At 33.8% G+C, this 18627-nt stretch carries 21 protein-coding genes; 8 read left to right on the forward strand and 13 right to left on the reverse strand.

The window, feature by feature from the left end; all coding sequences use genetic code 11:
* The first annotated feature begins 79 nt into the window (after positions 1–79).
* The 5 genes from WH188_RS11560 to WH188_RS11575 all read left to right on the forward strand — a co-directional run bounded on the left by WH188_RS11560 (position 80) and on the right by WH188_RS11575 (position 3222).
* A complete protein-coding gene (locus WH188_RS11560) occupies positions 80–1306 on the forward strand; it encodes a hypothetical protein (RefSeq protein ID WP_339423984.1) in 1227 nt (408 codons plus the stop codon).
* Positions 1307–1539: 233 nt separating this feature from the next.
* Positions 1540–1830, forward strand: a complete 291-nt coding sequence (locus WH188_RS11565) for a helix-turn-helix domain-containing protein (RefSeq protein WP_339423985.1) — start codon at positions 1540–1542, stop codon at positions 1828–1830.
* 260 nt (positions 1831–2090) lie between these two features.
* Positions 2091–2282: a helix-turn-helix transcriptional regulator gene (locus WH188_RS26340; RefSeq protein WP_410528505.1), complete on the forward strand. Its 192-nt coding sequence runs from the start codon at positions 2091–2093 to the stop codon at positions 2280–2282.
* 44 nt (positions 2283–2326) lie between these two features.
* A complete protein-coding gene (locus WH188_RS11570) occupies positions 2327–2518 on the forward strand; it encodes a hypothetical protein (RefSeq protein WP_339423986.1) in 192 nt (63 codons plus the stop codon).
* 314 nt (positions 2519–2832) lie between these two features.
* Positions 2833–3222: an MmpS family transport accessory protein gene (locus tag WH188_RS11575; RefSeq protein WP_168127765.1), complete on the forward strand. Its 390-nt coding sequence runs from the start codon at positions 2833–2835 to the stop codon at positions 3220–3222.
* 261 nt (positions 3223–3483) lie between these two features.
* Here the strand turns inward: WH188_RS11575 and WH188_RS11580 are convergent, their stop codons facing one another.
* The 13 genes from WH188_RS11580 to WH188_RS11640 form a co-directional block, all read right to left on the reverse strand.
* The gene (locus tag WH188_RS11580) at positions 3484–3777 is read right to left on the reverse strand and encodes an ORF6N domain-containing protein (protein WP_339423987.1); all 294 of its coding nucleotides are present in this window, start codon (positions 3775–3777) and stop codon (positions 3484–3486) included.
* Positions 3778–3945: 168 nt separating this feature from the next.
* Entirely contained in the window at positions 3946–4845 is a 900-nt protein-coding gene (locus WH188_RS11585; RefSeq protein ID WP_339423988.1) for a WYL domain-containing protein, read from the reverse strand.
* A 7-nt stretch (positions 4846–4852) separates the two neighbouring features.
* Positions 4853–5089 (reverse strand): hypothetical protein, encoded by a 237-nt coding sequence (locus WH188_RS11590; RefSeq protein ID WP_339423989.1) that lies wholly within the window; start codon positions 5087–5089, stop codon positions 4853–4855.
* A 5-nt stretch (positions 5090–5094) separates the two neighbouring features.
* Entirely contained in the window at positions 5095–5394 is a 300-nt protein-coding gene (locus tag WH188_RS11595; RefSeq protein ID WP_339423990.1) for a hypothetical protein, read from the reverse strand.
* 30 nt (positions 5395–5424) lie between these two features.
* Positions 5425–6879 carry a GTPase domain-containing protein gene (locus WH188_RS11600; RefSeq protein WP_339423991.1) on the reverse strand — a complete coding sequence of 485 codons (1455 nt, stop codon included), beginning with the start codon at positions 6877–6879 and terminating at the stop codon, positions 5425–5427.
* On the reverse strand, positions 6872–7984 hold the full coding sequence (locus WH188_RS11605; protein ID WP_339423992.1) for a GTPase: 1113 nt from the start codon (positions 7982–7984) through the stop codon (positions 6872–6874). The genes WH188_RS11600 and WH188_RS11605 overlap by 8 nt, the downstream gene beginning before the upstream one ends.
* Before the next feature lie 25 nt (positions 7985–8009).
* Positions 8010–8648 carry a hypothetical protein gene (locus WH188_RS11610; RefSeq protein ID WP_339423993.1) on the reverse strand — a complete coding sequence of 213 codons (639 nt, stop codon included), beginning with the start codon at positions 8646–8648 and terminating at the stop codon, positions 8010–8012.
* Between the two features lie 492 nt (positions 8649–9140).
* Positions 9141–9827, reverse strand: a complete 687-nt coding sequence (locus tag WH188_RS11615; protein WP_339423994.1) for a hypothetical protein — start codon at positions 9825–9827, stop codon at positions 9141–9143.
* Between the two features lie 271 nt (positions 9828–10098).
* Positions 10099–10464 carry an STAS-like domain-containing protein gene (locus WH188_RS11620; RefSeq protein WP_339423995.1) on the reverse strand — a complete coding sequence of 122 codons (366 nt, stop codon included), beginning with the start codon at positions 10462–10464 and terminating at the stop codon, positions 10099–10101.
* Between the two features lie 132 nt (positions 10465–10596).
* The gene (locus WH188_RS11625; RefSeq protein ID WP_339423996.1) at positions 10597–11532 is read right to left on the reverse strand and encodes a hypothetical protein; all 936 of its coding nucleotides are present in this window, start codon (positions 11530–11532) and stop codon (positions 10597–10599) included.
* A 1416-nt stretch (positions 11533–12948) separates the two neighbouring features.
* The gene (locus tag WH188_RS11630) at positions 12949–13281 is read right to left on the reverse strand and encodes a hypothetical protein (RefSeq protein ID WP_339423997.1); all 333 of its coding nucleotides are present in this window, start codon (positions 13279–13281) and stop codon (positions 12949–12951) included.
* A 325-nt stretch (positions 13282–13606) separates the two neighbouring features.
* Positions 13607–14287, reverse strand: a complete 681-nt coding sequence (locus WH188_RS11635; RefSeq protein WP_339423998.1) for an Abi family protein — start codon at positions 14285–14287, stop codon at positions 13607–13609.
* A 158-nt stretch (positions 14288–14445) separates the two neighbouring features.
* Positions 14446–14961: a hypothetical protein gene (locus WH188_RS11640; RefSeq protein WP_339423999.1), complete on the reverse strand. Its 516-nt coding sequence runs from the start codon at positions 14959–14961 to the stop codon at positions 14446–14448.
* Between the two features lie 825 nt (positions 14962–15786).
* Here WH188_RS11640 and WH188_RS11645 point away from each other — a divergent pair.
* The 3 genes from WH188_RS11645 to WH188_RS11655 all read left to right on the forward strand — a co-directional run bounded on the left by WH188_RS11645 (position 15787) and on the right by WH188_RS11655 (position 18606).
* Positions 15787–16530, forward strand: a complete 744-nt coding sequence (locus tag WH188_RS11645) for a hypothetical protein (protein ID WP_339424000.1) — start codon at positions 15787–15789, stop codon at positions 16528–16530.
* A gap of 112 nt (positions 16531–16642) precedes the next feature.
* The gene (locus WH188_RS11650; RefSeq protein WP_339424001.1) at positions 16643–18013 is read left to right on the forward strand and encodes a TlpA family protein disulfide reductase; all 1371 of its coding nucleotides are present in this window, start codon (positions 16643–16645) and stop codon (positions 18011–18013) included.
* An 11-nt stretch (positions 18014–18024) separates the two neighbouring features.
* A complete protein-coding gene (locus WH188_RS11655) occupies positions 18025–18606 on the forward strand; it encodes a hypothetical protein (protein WP_339424002.1) in 582 nt (193 codons plus the stop codon).
* The last annotated feature ends 21 nt before the right edge of the window (positions 18607–18627 follow it).

Genomic DNA, 18627 nt, shown 5'->3' on the forward strand with positions numbered 1-18627 from the left:
AATTTAAAAATAAACCTCCTTATATTTTGAGACAGTAAGCTCACCTATTTAATCGAATTTTCAAGTAAACTATATTTAAATGGCTAGAAGGAAAGTATCTAAAAAGTATGTATCACCCGCAGGAAATGAAATTTTGGCTCAAAAGGCCTTTTTTGAAAGATTACGAATAGCCTTGGAAAAATTGATAGGGGCTGGGTATTTTGAAAAGATTCCAAAAACAACTTTGCTTAAATGTTATAATGTAAGATATCCTACGGTGAAAATTGTAGTGGATCATACAATCATCGTTGATGAAAAAGAGCGTAAAAAATATAAAGAAGATTTTAATAACAGACTAAAGACATTTCAACTGAAAACGATGACTGGTGAATCAATCAGTTATGCTAGTTTCTTTACAGAAGTCTTACTTCTTATTCAGGTATTTAATTTTCTGCCTGAAAATGAATATAAAAAAGAAACAGATATTAAAGCTTTATTGAAACCTTATTTTGAAGGCGAATGGTACAACAGAAATGTTTCGGAGGTCTATTCAAATCTGAATTTTTACAATTATGAGTACTTTGATTTTTACAAAGGATCAGTTCAATTTATTCTTTCAGAATTACGTACTATTAAACCGGGCGGTAGTAATGTGTTGCAGTTATGTAGAGTTCCGCATCAACTTGCTTCAGAGGAAATAGATCATGCCATTCGCCCCATCTCGCGACTAGGCTATCTACCACCAAATGGTACTGATTGGAATAAATTAGCCTTGATATCTGCAGAACAGTTAGGCCTTGAGAATTTTGAAACACAAGAAAAGTTACCTATCTATATACAACACCATGCTCTAAGACGTTACCAAGAGCGGAGTCTTTCTTCCATGGGGCTTGCTTTTATTCATCTAGGCCACATATTGGTTTTTGCGCAAAATCATACTACCGTCGTGCGCAATTCACATATCCTATTAGCATATTATGCTGGGAGACATAAGATCGGTTATTTTGTGGTTACTCATCATCTCGACAAATGGATTGTGCGCACATTTTTATTATTGACAAACGAAGGAACGCCCGAGGGCGAAAAACTGAAAGAGCTTACGGCAATAAATAAAATTGATGCGCAATATTTGAAAATAGATACTATGGAGGCCTTTATTAATTATGATATTGAAGGGAATGAGAAGCTGTTTGCTATTTTCAAAGAGGCAGGTTGTGCCTCCTTATTTGAATATGCTAAATTCTTTGATCGCACAAATAAACAAATTAAAAATGCAGATTTTATATCTAAATATTTGTCTATTGCAGGAGATCAAGATGAATATTAAAATTACTATTTTTCCTAAATCAGGCTTGCTCATGAAATCGTAACAGTCCTGATTACGCCATTTTGCTAAATAGCTTTCCGGATATTAGTATTTAGTAATTAGACAAGGTGGACTTTTTCCTTACTTCGCCACTGCCCCAAGATCGGATTGTTGTGGATCTAATTACGTGATAAATGTTTGTTATTTCAATCAAATTTATTAAATTTGTCTATAATATCAAACAATATTGAGGTATGAGTACCAAGAAACAAGTCGTTTTTCCTAAGTTAGCCAAACTTATGGAGCAAGTAGGCGAAAATATAAAACTGGCAAGAAAGCGTCGCAAACTAACAACTATTCAAGTTGCAGAGCGGGCTGGAATTGCGCGCTCAACTTTATACCTTATTGAAAAAGGAGATACAAGTGTCGCATTTGGTGCGTATTTAAATGTGCTCCGAGTATTAGGTTTACAAGATGATGTCTTGCAATTAGCATCAGACGATGATTTAGGAAGAAAATTGCAAGATCTCGAATTATTAAAGTAGACAATGGCACAAAATAAATATCAAGAGCAGAAAAAGAATTGATGAGTAGTGCATTTAAAACACAAGTTTAAATGACTAAATATTGGGGTTAAGACAAAGGGGATTTAGGAAAATGCTTTATGATTGATGTCATCATATTATGAAGAAAAAAATAGATATTTATGGAAATTAAAAGTTGGAAAGATATTAAAGATACCGTTTACGGTGAGGTTGGTACATAGAGAAGAGATGAGCTTGAAAGAGATTTTTCATCACTTCAGATTGGGTTATTACTAAAAAAGGCGCGTGAAGAAAAGCATCTAACGCAATTAGAACTTGCTGAATTGGTTGATAAAAGGCGAGAGTATATTTCAAAAATTGAAAATAATGGAAGTAATCTCACACTTAAAACTTTATTTGATATTGTAGAGATGGGCTTAGGTGGAAAGGTTAAGATTTCTATTGGACTTTAACATACTTATTTTGAGAAGTATTTAACGATTAAAAAGCAGTGAACATGTTGAATAAACTTGACAAAATAGCAGATAATATTTCTTTTTCTGAGCGAGTACGATTGGGTATTCAAAAGGCTTTAATCAAATTAGCTCATGAAACTGCGGAAAAGAATGGTACATTAGTTGTAAAGATTAATGGCGAGATCAAAGAAGTCGCCGCGAAAGACCTTTTAAATACCTTGCCAAAAGAATAAAATATATTGTCTTTCGCATATTAACTGAACCTTATCCCTCACTTTCCTTTCGTTCATCTGCGACAGGTAATCTTGTTACTGGCGTTTGCAAGTTTTGAACAGGCAGGAATGCCACCAAACTGCGTTTTTTCTAAACACTATTTTTTGGAGGTTTGCGCAAGGGCGATATTAAAGATTATCTAACGACAGGATATTTCCCTTATCATCCCTGCTGTAGTAGATCAGTAATCTTAACAGCTTAAATATGATTTTTAAAAGATAGTAAAATCTCCTAGGCACGAAAATTGTAAAAGCCTAGATTTAAAATTAAATATATGAAAAAGCTAAAAAATTTATTTTTGTTAACATTGTTAGTTGGTGCTACAACATTTTCTTTAACAGGCTGTAGTGATAAAGATGATCCTGCTCCAGAAGGTGGAAAAGCTAAGGTTCAGTATAAGCTGATTGCTTCAGAGGGTGTTAATATTTCAACAATTGTCTATTATTCTGATAATTCTGTTGTGACTAAAACAGGTGATTTTGGATCGACATGGACAAGCGAAATTGTGACAAACAATGAAGAAACCACGATGATCAGTGCAAATGCTGTTGGACCATCTGATCAATCTACTTTAAAAGCGCAGATATTAATTGATGGAAAAGTGGTAAAAGAAAACCCGGTGTCAACAGGGAAGATATTGACAACTAATGTATCGTTGAAATAAATTTCGTACAAAAACTATTATTCATCTTATCTAAGGTATAATAATAAGTTTGATATAGTATGTTAATAAAGAAGACCGAATGTTTCATTCATTTGGTCTTCTTTGTGTTAGGGTATTTGATTTCGATACGTGTATTTTGAAAAAATGCTAAAATAGACTTTTCTCCCACGCCTAAAAAATTTCTTCTTTATTACCAGTTTCTAAGGTTCATGCCGTTATGTTCAGCTAAATGTTGTCTTATTTGAGCAAAAATTATCATATTTATATACTTACCTGAATTGTTTGTTCACTGTTTATTACGCTGGATAACATGAGAACACCGAATTCAGTAAATACATTTGGCGCAGATCTTCTTCCTCCCCAACTTGAGGTCGCATTTTGCGACTTCAAGATTTCAAATTCTTGAATAGTTAATGTGAACATGAAGTCCACAGGAAATCTGGTTAAGTTGCGCCGTACTTGTTCATTTAATCTTTTCGTTTCAATACCATATAATTCTGCGAGATCACTATCCAGCATTACTTTATGTCCACGGAATACATATATTTTATTCATGACCACCTATTTTGGTAGTACAGATAGCGTATCTTCTTTCGCCATAATTGTTTAAGCATATTGGTTTTCAATATCTAAGATATTGAAAAATGCAGTAATATGCCCACTTCTGTTACTTGTTAAACAGCTAGACCAATCGTCACTTTTCCGTTGAAAAGTTAAATGCCCTTAACAATAGTATACTAACATTTTGTTCAAAACTTGTTTAAGTTCTTCTTTTACTGATTCAGGTGCCAATACCTGTACTTGTTCGCGCTGCCCTAAAATTGCCTGTATAAAATCATAAGTAGGCTTTAGATAGAGTTCGAAATCTGTATAATCAGCTGTCTCTGCAATAACTTGTTGCGAATGATGCAGGGGTACGTCTTTCAAATACGCATTTTGAGGCCAATACGCCCGTATTTGTATAAACTCTGCTTTACCTTCCGTAATTACACCAAAGCTTGTATAAAAATAAGTTGTAGCATCTATTTTATCTTTTTCCTTTAACACATTTTTAGGCAACTTCTCGCTTAACGTTAAATCTAATATACGCTCTAAAGCATACACGCGATGAGCATTTTGGTCCATATCTATACCGATTAGATACCAGCGTTGTCCCCACAGACGAACAAATGCAGGTGTAAAATTCACTGTTTTTGCATCTTTATAGTGTGATTTGTAGCGAATCTTTAAGCTTATATTTTGATCTATAGCCCGAAAGATCGGCTCTAGGAAATGTGTTGCCGGTGCCTCTGTATCCAACACGACAAAATCCTTATTCTTGATATCATTGGCCAATTTGTCCATCCTGAAGCTCATCAGCTGCCATGACAAAAACTTATTATTCAAGATAGTTTCTTTGTCTTGAATCTCGTACTTGTGGTCATTAGCACGATTACATTGGATGCTGATTTTGAACATATCTTCGGTATAACGTCTATACCGATTGAAGCTACGTTCGGCTAATTCTTTGCCATCGATATTGCTAGCAGCATATTGCCATTTGCGTTGTATCTCTACTAAACTAGAAGCTTTTGTCAGCAATAGTTCGATCAACCAAATACTAAAATTAAAATGTATTTTCATGTATTATTTATTTAAAAACTCGCAGTATAAAATCAGATAAAATGCGGCTTCCTTTGACCAGTAGTTTCAATACCAAAATGCTATACAGGATAAAACCTAGGTGGTAATACCATTCCAGATCTAGATAACCAATATCTCGCTCGTGGCTGATAAATCCAAGAACGAGAAATGCGCCAATGATAAAAGGTGAACCTAAAGAGGTGAATGAAAGGATAAAAATAACGATTGATAATATAGCTCGCATACTTCCTATTTAATAATGAATAAAATAATATGCTTAATAATCATTTGTACTAGGATAAAGGCTAGGTATGCCAATACCAATACGACTACGAAGGTTAATACGGAATTATACTGTTGGGAGAATGTACGGTAAATAATGTACCACCAAATACATATAAAATATCCGGGCAGTAGGCAAATAATAATTGCAGCTATACTCGCTATAACTTCTTTTTTGTCTTCTTTAGGTTCTGAGATTTGTTCGCTCTGTTGTTCCATAATAGTTGTTAATGTTTCTGGAACAAACATATACCATAAAGCCGCCATAAACTGGCGGTTTTATAAATAATATTTTAATTAACTCCTTCGCGAAAAATCTTCTATTAACCCAGCATTTTGAGAACTTATTTCCAAAGCCACTCGTAGAAAGTCTAATTTTTCACGTAAATCAGAGTCAAAAGCATGTTGGTTATCGACCAGTGCTTTTACTTTGTTATAATATATTTTTTGGTTAGAAGATAAGTCTGCTATTCGTAATATGGCTTGTAAATTTTCTTCTGATTTTTTTATATCAAATGATTTTTTTATCAAGATATCGCTAAATTGATGCAATTCCGCTTTATATACACTTTCAATTTTATTAATTTCACTTTTTAATTGTTCATAAACAGCATCTAGTGTTTTTAAATATTTGTTTTCAAAGTCTAATATTAATTTTTCTTCATCTCCCCCTAACCAAGTTGGATTTTTTACGATAGTATTAAATCGATTAACATATTTTTGGTTAATTAGTAATACTTGGCTCCATAAATGAACAAATAAACTGCTAAGTTCATAAACTTCTTTTTTAGTGGTTTTCAATGGTTTTACTTGAATTGTATCACCTGTTAAATCTGAATAGAAGCTTATTATTTTCTCATAGTTCAAATCTATTTCTGATAAAATCTTTTTAGTTCTATGTTGTAATTCAGCTTTATCCCATGTAAGATATTCTACCCTGTTTAATAAAAGAGATAAAAAATTAATAGTTACGCTGATTGGCTGACCTGATTTTGTTGAAACAAAATCCCTTAGATTAAAAAAAGTATACGTATTAAATGCAATAAAAATTTCATCTTGCCTCTGAAAAATATCGGAAGTAAAACAATCATACCATTTTAGTCTTAATGCTGTGGAATTAGATTGAATACAATCTTCCTTATGGAAGAATAAAATATCGTCTAATTGTGGTACATTTTTAGCAAATGTATTCCACAAACCAATAAATGCATGTTTTAAAAAATCCTCCTTGCCGAAAGGTTTAACTTCTCCTATTCTTAATTTTTTAGAAACACTACAAATAGAGATGGTCTTTATATCCCCACCAAATATATTTATGATTTCACTTTCTAGTTCCTGCTTTATTGGTGCTGTAACCAAATCGGACTTGGTTAATACAATAACGACATCAATTTCTTTGCTCATTTCTTGAATAAATGAGATTTCGAAAGGTTCTATCCTTTTATTATTAGCGCCGAGACAGTAATACAAGGTATGTATATGTTCAAATACATCTGTCTTTTCTCTAAATCTGGTAATTTGAGTAGTTAAATGCGCACTAAATTCCTCTGTTGTATCAGGTTCGACTCCTTTTGTGTCAAATAAGTGATACTCAATCCCATTCGATCGGAGTATTTCTTTCGTAAAATAATCTTGAGTTACAGGCAACCCTTCACCTGTTTCAAATAGATTTTCCTTTCCTATAATATAATTTAGTAACGAGCTTTTTCCTACGCCGGATTTGCCTGCTACTAGAATATTTAATTTATGCATTGCTTTGTTTATTTTTAAATTCCTTTAAAAAAGCATCTAAATTTTCTTCTGTGATGATCGAGTTCAGAGTATCTGTATTGAATTTACCATCTAAAATTTTTAGATACACCATTTCTGCTAATTTGGTTAATGCGTAACCGAGAGAATACGTGAGGCTTGATGCTACTGTAGCATTAATAGTACCACCTACTAAAGACCCAGCTACAGGTATAAGCTTGAGTAAACTACCAGCTAAAGTTTTTCCAATTAGCGTCATAATTCGAGCACCTAGAATTTTCATCACAACATCACTAACTCCCTGCTGAATGCCGTAAATTTTGAAAATTTTAAGGACAAGTCCTGTTTGTAAAGCCAATAATGCTACTGAATCTGCAATAGGAATTGGAGTTGCACCTATAATTGCTGCAGATGCTGCTGCGGCAATTACATATTTATGAGCTTGTTGATATTTTATTGTTAAATTAGATTTTTGAGATAATATAAATGCTGCCTTTACATTTTCATCTGAAATATTGTTAACAGACCATTCAATTAATTTTTCTAAATCTAAAATTAAGTTTGGGTAATTGCTTACTTGGAATGTATGTGTTTTACTTGGCAACGCATTGTTAATAACATCTGATAATGCTGACGCTGTACTACCGTCTTCATCATCTAAATCACATTGGGTGAATACAACAGTTGTAGGGATTCTTAAAACTTCTATTAAAAATTTTAAATTTTCAAGGTCAAATGGTAGTACTCTAGCGGAAGATACATTAATACAATACCATGCTAAATGCACCTGTTCTGAGACTTCGGTGAATCTAGAATCTACATATTCTTTTAATTTTGTTTTAAATTCTGCTGAATTTTCTAACTCATAGCCTTCACTATCAATTATATTGATGGGGTATTTTTCGGATGAGAATGTGTGGAAACCTCTGGTTTCGGGCTTAACATTAGATACTTTTGCTATATCCTCTCCAAATATTAAGTTCAATAAAGAACTTTTACCTACTCCTGTTTGGCCTAGGACAAGAATGTTAGCATTCTTAATGCTGTTAGCATATTGCTGGTACTCTCTGTCTATTTGATCCTTAATTTCATCCGTGTATAAATTCATAATTTCAATATTTTTTTTAGTGTTATTATTTATTTAATTCTTTCAACATCTTAGCTACATAGCCGTCGTGTCTAAACCATTTATGTGCCCAGTTTGGCACCATAAAAATAAAACCGCTTGGATCTTCATGCGGCGCACAATCCAGCTGATTGCCAATTGCAAGTGCTGCATCACTGACGGATATGTCACATACGCAAGCTACCTCTGTTCGCAGTAAATCATAAGTCGCCTTTCGAATCATAGCTGCTGTAATAGACTTATTAGCTAAAGCATCCGTACTACTGCTTTGCCGGGAAAGTATATGCCTTAATTCTTGTACATCAAGTGTACGCACTACGGGAGAAATACGTAATCCCCAGAAGCAGTATTCGCCATTCACCTTGAACATCTGAAAGCCAGATTGTGTATTTCGGGCATTACATTCTTGAGCGAAAGCAGCTAACTGTTGATTACCAATCCCGCTTAGTAATTCATTAATTATAGGTTGCCTTCTCAACTGCCCATAGGTATAGCCTTCACGATTTATACCTCCATATCCTGTTGGAACATCCAGATCACTTACCTGATACCTCTCAACCTGCTGGATATGTCCTAGGTTTGGATAATCTATATTTAGGTTAATAAATTCTTTTATCGTATTCATATCTAGATTAAGGCACTTCACTATTCTTAATATCTAATACAAGATGTGTCAATATTTCATTAAATATATATATTACTCTATAAATTTCTACGCGTAATATTATCGTTAATCAATGTTCTCTTTAAACCATTTGTATATGAGGTAACTAAAATTGAATACCATAACTATCTTCCAAAACTCCCATGTTGTTTCGAAAATATAATACATCAATAGGGCGATAAAGGCTAATTGAATAAAAGAAGCTGGTTTGCTCCAATAAGTGAATAAAAAATCAAAATGCTTCATGTTTATTGCTTTAATATTCAAATATGATAACTCATACCGCCAAAAAATGACAGTCTAATCGATAGTGTAACATATGTTGGAAAAATATATAGTTGCTGCATTGGCGTACGCGAAAAAAGAAGGTGGAGTAGAAGGGTCGTTTAGAAGAGCATATTATGCATTTTTTATTTCCCTTAAAAAGCTTTATATTAAAATGACTTGTGGTTAAATAGTATAATTATAATTCGGTTATGATTTTTTTTGGATGTTGGCACTAGGGCGATCATCAAAATCATCTAACGACAGGATATTTCCGTTATAATCCCTACTGTAATAGATCACCATTCTTTGTAGGTATACCAACGGTCTTCCTTCCTGCAAGGCAGGCCCCCAAACACAGGCATTTTTTTTGATTGCATGAAGTATGGCTTCATGTCCAGGGATATTTGGTTCTGTGCTTGTTAAAGCAGCGATCCAACCATTCTTGAATATAATAAACTCAACACTGATTGAGTCAGATTTTAGTGCTATATTGGGTTTAGCGGCAGGTAGGCCCATTGTTGCGGCTAATTGCTCGAGGTATAATTTTTTCCCTTTTTTGGGGTATGGTGCTATATTTGTGATTGTAAAAATAGCATCTTCTACCTCCTCAAGATTAATATTGACTACATAACAGGGTGAAATCGAATCAATAACCAAAGGTTTTACATAGCGCTTCGTTTCCGTCTCAATGCGCTTGGGGAATACAGGACTCTTGGGTTTCATAGCCTGTGGTAATGTCTGTAATCTGGATACATCCTTCTTAATGGCGGAGGGCACAACCTGACTGCTGGATTGCCAAGCCTGTGGTAAAGCTGGTAATCCAAATTGCATCAAAAGTAAAAGTAGCAAATAGCCACGTATGGCAAACCTGTTGCACAGTGATTCTCTTTTCAAAATTTTTGGACGGTCGTTAATTTTAGCACTTTCCGATAAGATTAAATTTAAAAATAATTATCTGTAATCTGTTGTGTTATTCTTGTGCTTCTCTAAGATAACTATCTTTCCTAAACTAGAGTAGCTCAACTCAATTTACAAGTTTTTTGCAAGTTATATTTTAATGCTTTGCGAATATTTTTATAGTTGCATGCGGTTGTAATGCTTAAATAGAACTTTAATAAAAAAGGCTTCAATATGAAGCCTCTCTATTAAATAAGAAATAAGGTGTTTACCATGAAAAAGTGTAATCCTTTATCATAGAAATATCATTTACGACGAGAACAGATGATTTTAGCTCTCTTTTCGTTCTTGTAGTCTGTGTCTTCTCAACCACTCTTAACAATTCTTTCATGCTCAAAGGCATATTGGCAAATGTGAATGATTTATGAAAATTCTCTAAATTAATTTGCTTATGCAGTTCATCCGCAAATGATCTGGACATAAAATCAATTCCTGTAAAATCTAATGTTATATCGTAACAGTCCTCTTTACCCAACTCGTTCTCGATATAATTGATCAGAAAATGTACAGATTCTCTGGTATCTAAAGATTCATTAAATAAATCCTTTAACCTAATGTCTGCTGCAGTTGTCATAGTTTACTCCTGTTCTTTAAATAGTTTGCAAAGATATACTTAAATTATAGATTATAAAAATGCTTTTAAACAATATACAAATTCTACTTGTAAAGAACAAGTCAATAAATAAATTGTTTTTATTTTTTCTATTTATTCAGCAAATTTATAATAATCAAAATCTTGAGGCACGAGTGCGGGTATTCTTAAACAAACTAATACCCCTTGCCAGTTAAAATCACCTTTTGTATTATAAATCTCATTTTTCTCGGCGGATATATAGCAGAAGGTATCTCCTGAATAGATAAAATACTTGCCATTCATTCCCTCGGTCAACATACGTGTTGATGTACTTATTCCAAACCCTCTACTGATATCCTGTAATTTCGTGGATTTACCCTGAAGTGCTGCTTTCATTGCTTCTAGGTGAGTCGTCACATTATAGGCATTATCTTTAAAGTCAGTATAAGATTCTAGTAACGTCCTTCCAATATCGCCTATGCAAATGTCAAGATAACCTAATGTAGGGTAAAACTGAGCAAATATATAACCATGATCGTAATATGCGTGATGAATAATATTTTCAATGGTTTCATCAATAAGATAAAGCAGAGCTGAAAGAAGATTATAATTTGTGCCTACATTAACAAATCCTCTTAATAAAGAATTTAAGTGACCAATAAAGATATCTCTTATTCTTGAGGTCTCATCATCACTACCTATTGGAAATGAAAGTAGAGGTATGTATGTTTTATTTTGATATTTTTCCAATAGTGATTGGACAGACTCGCTATTAGTTTTGTCACAATGAATAATATGAGGGAAAAAAATATTATTCATATAGGCAGCAACACTTTGATTTTCTATTTCTGACTTTAAACTGATGGGAGCTCTTTTACCCTCGTATTGTTTAATGAGAAGTAAAAGACCTAATGTAAAAAATGGTTTAGTGAATGAGGCTTTACTATAGTCCAGTAATATTTCTATATCTTTTTCTGTTTTGTCGATCTGCACTTGGAGCTCAAAAAGTTTACCCATTGAGTCTCCAAAATTATCATTTATATGTGTTGGCAATGATATTGTTTTCATACTATAAAAGGGTAATTAGATACTATTAAATACTGATTTAACAGTTTTGGTTTATCGTAGTTTTTACAGTAACTAAGATACCAAAGATAAATATGATTTAATATATTAATTAATGAAAAGTTTACTCATTCTTCCTCCATGATTTCTGATTCATCTTCCTCGACATTATTATCAAGACTTTGTTGTTCAGAATCATCTTCTTCAATATATGAATCTATAAAACTGCAAGATTGTCCTAAAATGGTTATGGTGTACTCGTAACCTTTGTCACTTGTGAATGAACAGGTATAAGCTGAGAGGTCCTCTGCTGTGAAATGGTAAATTTCCCTGTTTATAAGAGTAAAAATATTAAAAATTTACTCTCGTTTATCTAACGCAGGTAATATCTATCCTTGTTATTATTTTGTGATTAATTCCTTTCGGCTTGCGAAGATCAATAGCCTTTATCCTTCACTTTCCTTTCCCTCAGCTGGTTTCGGTAATAGGCCAATAACTGGACGCTCACCATCACCGTAGAATTGTCCATAAGACAATCCATGATGCCTATTGAAAGTAAATCAACTTATCATGAACTATTCGAAATTTATATTGTTCTAGACCGAGTGCAAAAGTAAGATTGTGAAATTTGAGTTGTCGTTATTTAAGTAAACCTGTTTTAATAAAAAAGGACTTCAAAAATTTCGAAGTCCCTTCCCTAATTATTATTGGTAGATAAATCTTTATCGATAGATTTTTTATTCGAAAGGTGCTTTCTGACAAAAACACAGCTTAATGCTATTTTATAAACAGATCTAACGTAAACCGTTATACGATCATAAATTAAATATACTAAAAAGTTTTAGTTTTCAAAGAAATGGGTTTTTATGATAGACCTTCTTCCTCAATTTTCTTTTCCTTCAGCTGGTTTCGGTAATATGCCAATAAGTGGGCGCTCGCCATCTCCCTAGAATTGTCGTTTCGGCAATCCATGATTCCGATAAAAACAAATTCTACAAATCATGAACTATTCGAAGGTTGGCTTGGGTTCGATATTGTTCTAAAGAATGTCTTTTTGAATTAAAAATTTTATTTTAAATATTGTGTATTTGATTTGTCTTATTATTGATATTGTCAATTGCTGTAAAAAATGGTGCTAATTCAGGATCTATCCATTTGATTAAATGATAAAGAATTTGTTTGATATCTGTAGCCTCTGTACAGTCAATATGTTGTCCATTGAAACATATTGGCTCACAATGATTGACTCTATTTCTAAAATCTTTGATTTTTTCTAATTTGGCATGTATACTAGCGCGGTTTTCATTCGTAGGTTTATGAGGGAAAATTTGTATTGGTTTTCCGTTCAACAAGGAATAATGATGTGGTAGAAATAGTGCTATCCAGAAACCAAATGTTTGGTCTGCTAATAGCTTACCATTAGTAATGGTTGTATTTCTTGTTGAACTTACGTTCGGATTTAATAATGCATTCTTTTAAATAATAACGTGATTGTCCAAGAGAGGGATTGCTCATGAATCCATTTTTTTGATTAATAATCCAATCTGGATCAATGAAATGTGCCGCTAGTATGTTACTTAAGGAATTACGAAGGATTACTTCAAATTGGGTCAGTAATGGATGAAATGCTTGTGCCAATCTAATATTTGCATTATACAGTCTTTTTGCTTTTTCTTTATGATTATGGGTGGCATACAAATACCTATTGTATCTTGATCGGGAAAGATATTTATGTCTAAGATTTATTTTCATTTTGGTAATTGGTTTAAGAATTACTATATTTGCATTGTAAGACTTGGTCAAGCCTCTTTCATTTCTGAAATGTAACCAAGTATAAGATATAAAGGGATTCTGTAAGGATCCCTTTTTTTATTGTCTTATTAATTCAGTTATTAATGCCCACCATTATTTCGTTTCTCCATCTGCTGGTTTCGGTAACAATCCTATAATAGGCCGTTCGCCATCACTGTAGAATTGTGCATAAGACAGTCCATGATGCCTATTGAAAACAAATCAAAACATCATGAACTATTCGAAGAGTTGACTTGGTGTTAGACTGAAAGGTAATACATAAACTTTATAGTGAATCTATTTCATTACAGATACTGTATATGTGATCCAGCCCATAGAGGAGCGCGGCTTCGTCAATTTGCATCCATTGAAAAAGCTGTAATATCAAATTGTAATGTTGCCTAGCATAAGTTGTATCTTTGATGGCTAAACCAGCTTGAAAGCAAATTGGTTCGTGATGTGCCATTCTATTTCTTAATGAATTTAATTTAGCTAACTCATTAAAGACATAAGTGTTATTATATTGCAATGTTGCACTACTTTTCGGTTTTGACGGAAAGATTTGTAATAGTATTTTACTAGTTGCATTATATTGATGAGCTGCAAACATATATCTCCAAAAACCAAATCCAAGTTCTGCGACTAATTTGAAATGAGAATACGAATGTAATTTTTTTAACGCCTCATTGATACTTTGTTTAGTCAGATAGCATTTGGAGTTGTCGAATATTCCACCTTTCTTTACCCCATCACGAAGCCAGTTATCTCCAAATTTCAATGTACACTTATGATCTATTGCATTTCTCAGTGCAATTTCAAAGCAACTTATTACTGTAAATAGTTCCTGAGTCAAACGAAGGTTTTTACGATAAAGAGTCATCGCTTTTCTAGAATCATTTCCTGATGCAGCAAGGTATCGATTCATCCGGGCATGTGTAATTACATTTGCAAACTCATTGTATTTCATTGATTTGTTTATTTCAGTTAATTAACTTATCTTTGTATTACCTTATTCCCGTTGGTCCCTGAATTGATATTCAAACTAGCGGGTTTCGTTTTTTACAGCCTTAATCTTCATCTATTTTTCATAGATAAATTGAAGCTTTCTATCATAGACCTTATCCTTCACTTTCCCTCAGCTGGTTTCGGTAATAAGCTAATTACTGGCCGCTCACCATCTCCATAAAAGTATTCGAAAAGTTGGCTTGGTTTGAGGTTGAATAAAATCGCTAATGCATATATTTCATAAGCGAAAAGTTCTTCGCCATCTTTATCATTTTTTGAATTGCTAAAATGTGTTTTGCTAACTCCGATAGCTTTTGCTAGATCTTCTTCAGAACGTGTAACACCTGATATGAAAATGGCTAGTTTTGAGCTGCCTAGCTTAGGGGGCGGTAAAGCATTTAGTTTGTAATCACTAAATAAATCTTGGCAAGCAATATCAATATCTAGTTTAACTAATTGTAATACAGCATGAAATAATTTACCCGTTAATTCACCTCCAAGTTGGCTGATTAATGAATCAACAACACTTTGGGCTTGCTCATATTCAGCCATACTTTTATGTTGCTTTTTTACCCATTTAGCAATATATCTTATAAATTCTATATTTTTATTCCTTTGATAATCAGCGCTTTTCATATTTATTGAAAATAATTATTTTTATAAATGAGTTATATTGCTATATTTGAGTATCAATCAGCTCGTCTGATTGGAGTCTTGTTAACGAAAACGACGAATTTTCATAGAACGCGAGACGATAGGGTTTGTGAACCCCCATGCTTTTTGTACATTTACAATTAGAAGGGGTAAGCTCCCTATTTGAAATCGCGTTCTGGGTTCTTCGTCGTACCTCGTTAGCGTTGGAAAATAGTGGAGCTTACCTTTTCATATAAAACCCACCTTTTTTCCGCACGAGACTTTATTTTCATTAACCAATGTTTTATTAACCGAATAATGATGAAAAGTAAAGAGTCCAGAAATCCAATTTTACGTCTGCCGATCCAGGATCGGGCAGGGCATAGCGCTATCAATGCGTTGATAAAAAACAAGCTCCGACAACCGGAATAGCTTGTCATCCATTAAAACCAAAAGGGCGTATCTACCTGTGATGGGCAATGAAAAATGGCGATAATAATATAGAGCCATTTTAACTGTCCGATCCCTTGTTGGTTTTACCGATTCATAGCTTCACAATCAGCGCAAAAGCAATAGGATTTCGATCCTTAAAATTTCACACATTAAAAGTAACGAATATTTTATTGCTAAACAAAGATTAAGCTTTTATTTGTATAGATTTTCTGTATAATATGAATCGGTTTTTATTCAAATTATATAAAATGCAATCACGAAGAAAAATTTTAATACGTACTGAAGACATATAATTGCATTTTTTCCATCTTATTTTTTAACTGTTAAGCTGTTAATAGCAGGTTGCTGGATTTCTAGAGTCCAGCCCGCTAAAATATGCTTAACGTAACACTTAATCGAATGCTAAAAAATAGCAAAAGGGAAAGCTATGCGCTATCCCCAGAGGAAGAAATGTTTTCGTACCAGTCTAAAAAATGTATTCCAGTCCTCAAAAAACCTGTTATGATAAGCCTTTTACCGGAAGGAGCTTTTAAAAAGCGTGTAGTGGTATCTGCGAAAGAGCCAGTCCGCAACCCACTTAAAGATAGAGCTGACGAGCGCCCGAAAGATCGCTACTATTCGTATGTGCTTGCTTCTAAAAAGGAGCACGAATCATACAGCGCGGTGGTTCGTGATGAACGCAAGGATGTGCTCCGCATATCACTGGTGAATATGGCTATTTATGAATGCTATTTGTTTGCAGTGGGATTGCCGTTGAGTTTTCCGACGGAACACATTATCGTGCACGGTGAAGATAAATCCAAGTTGGTACCGCCAAGAACCAATAACTATCGGGAGCAGTTGTCTGCCCATAATGATTTTTACGACTATGAGCTCACCGTACCTGCCGATACGGAAAGAGAGGAGTATAGTCAGCGGATAATGAACGACCTGAATGAGCACTTTCAACTGGAAGTACATATCGAGAATCTTTCGGTCGTGAAAGACAGTAGGTTTTTGATGACAGATAAAGGTGAATCAATCGAGCTTATTTGGGAAAAACAGCCAACTATGATCATGAAAACGAAAATGGGGGCTAAAGTAGGGAAGACTTATCCAATGTTAGCGGAGAACAATTAAAAGTAAAGTTTCAGTGTTTATCAATCCCCTTTCTACCGAGGGCTAAGAAAAGACTTTAGAATCAAGTCTCCCTCGGTATGAAATGGGGTATAGGCACATTATGTCTAAAAATATGATGAAAATACATATAAAATATATAAGCAAGCTCTGGAGCTATCTCCAAAAGTTGATGCGGTCTGGGGGCGAAGGTTTTCTGTTGGTTGGGAAGATGATGATGGTGATTCTGTTGGTAATGGGTGTTAAGGAAGGAAAGGGACAGGAGATTAAACCTCTTAAAAAGGGGGAATATATTCCAGAGGCCATTTGGGAAATGCCTCTTTTGTTGCAGAATTTAAATGGAGGTACAAAAACCATCAAATTCAACGAACTCAAAGGCAAGGTAATTCTGTTTGATTTTTGGGCAACTAGCTGTAAAAGTTGTATTGAAGGTTTTCCTAAGATGCAAGAACTGAATCGAAAATATGGGAAAGACCTTGCTGTTATATTGGTTAACAGTAAAAGAAATAAAGACAGCCCAAGACGGTTGAAAGCGGTATTTGATAATTATAAGAAAGCATATAATTATGAACTGGAACTTCCGTCTTTGTTAGATGATACTGTTTTTACTAGTTTATTTCCTCATAATGGAATCCCAACGCATGCTTGGGTGGATCGCGAAGGCAGATTGGTGGGTGTTGATAAGGGAAATGATGATCTTGAAAAGAGAATTAGAAGATTGATTGCTAGTGAGCAAGTTGATATCCTCGATATGGGAGTTATCATCAATGCGGATCGTAATTATAATCCTGCACTGGTGGATACTGTTGGTAAATTATCAACTTCAATATTTGCTAAACCTCTACCTAATTTCTTGCCGACACAGCAATATGCTTATTACAATAATGGTCATACCCATTTTCAATTGGGTAATCATCCATTAATTTCTATTCTTCAATACGCTTTTAGTAAAGAACTAATGGGTTTTTCTTTTTATCAATATGTTTTTGATAAAGACTTAAAACAAGGTGATAAGTTCAAGATGAGTCAAGTACTTAAGAAAATATACTGGTATGAGATGTACCGTGCTGATTCGCTTGGAAGTGAACAGGTTCGAGAACTGGTGAGGGCAGATGTGATGCGCTATTTCCAGTTGGAAGTGATCCGTAAGCAAGCATTGCAGGATGCATATGAATTAACAATATCTCCTGCTTTTTCGAAAATGGAGTCAAAGGAAGGTATGCTGTCTAAAGTGGAAGAATTGGATGAAGATGAAATGCAATTGAATCATATAGCTATCCCTCATTTTTTTAATTTATTATCTCCTTATCTGGATAGACCTGTCATATTAAAGGGTGAAAACAGTAAAACTTTTAATCTTATGTTGCCAAAAGGCTTTATCAACTTCTCTTTACCACACAAATTATCTTTTTTGGCGTGTAAAGGCCTACATCTAGAGCCAGTTAAGAAAATTATGGAATACCCTTATTTTAAAAAATCCAGTTAACCGATACTATTATGAATACTTATAAATATAACAACAGAACTGCTAGGGCAACACATTTACTACAGAAATTGCTGGCTTTCTTTTTACTGATTGCCTTTATCTTTTTTCAAGAAGTCCTCGCTCAAGTTAAAAATAAGACTTCAGTAGAGGTCAAATTAGGTTTAAAGAAAAATGATTTTTTACCAGAAGAGGCTTGGAATTATCGTTTTAAATTTTCGTACCTAAATGGTAACCCTCAGGTGGAGAAACAGCTTTCCGACTATAAAGGTAAGTTACTTTATTTTTTCTTTTGGGATTCCATATACTCCAATTCATTTTCGGATCTGCGTAAGCTTTATGAGATGTGCTTAGTTCCAACGGATAAATTTGCTGTACTTATTGTGCATAGTAAGAACAGTAAAGATACACCAAAGCAGCTAAGAGCAATAATGGATCGTTTCGAAAAAGAATATGGAGATGTGATGGATGCCCCGATCATCTTGGATGATGAGTTCTTTACTACATTATTTCAGCCCAGTCAATTCTTACATTACGCGCTAATACTGAATGATGGGATGGTGCATATGTCTGAATATTACCAAGATAAACTGTAAGTCTTATGGAGTATTTTAATG

Origin of the sequence: Sphingobacterium sp. MYb388 (genome assembly GCF_037479535.1) — a bacterium.
GTDB lineage: Bacteria > Bacteroidota > Bacteroidia > Sphingobacteriales > Sphingobacteriaceae > Sphingobacterium > Sphingobacterium anhuiense.

Bases quoted from the DNA above. Each gene is read 5' to 3' on its own strand.
- WH188_RS11560 (WP_339423984.1), top strand. From the start codon at position 80: ATGGCTAGAAGGAAAGTATCTAAAAAGTATGTATCACCCGCAGGAAAT.
- WH188_RS11565 (WP_339423985.1), top strand. From the start codon at position 1,540: ATGAGTACCAAGAAACAAGTCGTTTTTCCTAAGTTAGCCAAACTTATG.
- WH188_RS11570 (WP_339423986.1), top strand. From the start codon at position 2,327: ATGTTGAATAAACTTGACAAAATAGCAGATAATATTTCTTTTTCTGAG.
- WH188_RS11575 (WP_168127765.1), top strand. From the start codon at position 2,833: ATGAAAAAGCTAAAAAATTTATTTTTGTTAACATTGTTAGTTGGTGCT.
- WH188_RS11580 (WP_339423987.1), bottom strand. From the start codon at position 3,777: ATGAATAAAATATATGTATTCCGTGGACATAAAGTAATGCTGGATAGT.
- WH188_RS11585 (WP_339423988.1), bottom strand. From the start codon at position 4,845: ATGAAAATACATTTTAATTTTAGTATTTGGTTGATCGAACTATTGCTG.
- WH188_RS11590 (WP_339423989.1), bottom strand. From the start codon at position 5,089: ATGCGAGCTATATTATCAATCGTTATTTTTATCCTTTCATTCACCTCT.
- WH188_RS11595 (WP_339423990.1), bottom strand. From the start codon at position 5,394: ATGGCGGCTTTATGGTATATGTTTGTTCCAGAAACATTAACAACTATT.
- WH188_RS11600 (WP_339423991.1), bottom strand. From the start codon at position 6,879: ATGCATAAATTAAATATTCTAGTAGCAGGCAAATCCGGCGTAGGAAAA.
- WH188_RS11605 (WP_339423992.1), bottom strand. From the start codon at position 7,984: ATGAATTTATACACGGATGAAATTAAGGATCAAATAGACAGAGAGTAC.
- WH188_RS11620 (WP_339423995.1), bottom strand. From the start codon at position 10,464: ATGACAACTGCAGCAGACATTAGGTTAAAGGATTTATTTAATGAATCT.
- WH188_RS11625 (WP_339423996.1), bottom strand. From the start codon at position 11,532: ATGAAAACAATATCATTGCCAACACATATAAATGATAATTTTGGAGAC.
- WH188_RS11630 (WP_339423997.1), bottom strand. From the start codon at position 13,281: ATGAAAATAAATCTTAGACATAAATATCTTTCCCGATCAAGATACAAT.
- WH188_RS11635 (WP_339423998.1), bottom strand. From the start codon at position 14,287: ATGAAATACAATGAGTTTGCAAATGTAATTACACATGCCCGGATGAAT.
- WH188_RS11640 (WP_339423999.1), bottom strand. From the start codon at position 14,961: ATGAAAAGCGCTGATTATCAAAGGAATAAAAATATAGAATTTATAAGA.
- WH188_RS11645 (WP_339424000.1), top strand. From the start codon at position 15,787: ATGCTTAACGTAACACTTAATCGAATGCTAAAAAATAGCAAAAGGGAA.
- WH188_RS11650 (WP_339424001.1), top strand. From the start codon at position 16,643: ATGATGAAAATACATATAAAATATATAAGCAAGCTCTGGAGCTATCTC.
- WH188_RS11655 (WP_339424002.1), top strand. From the start codon at position 18,025: ATGAATACTTATAAATATAACAACAGAACTGCTAGGGCAACACATTTA.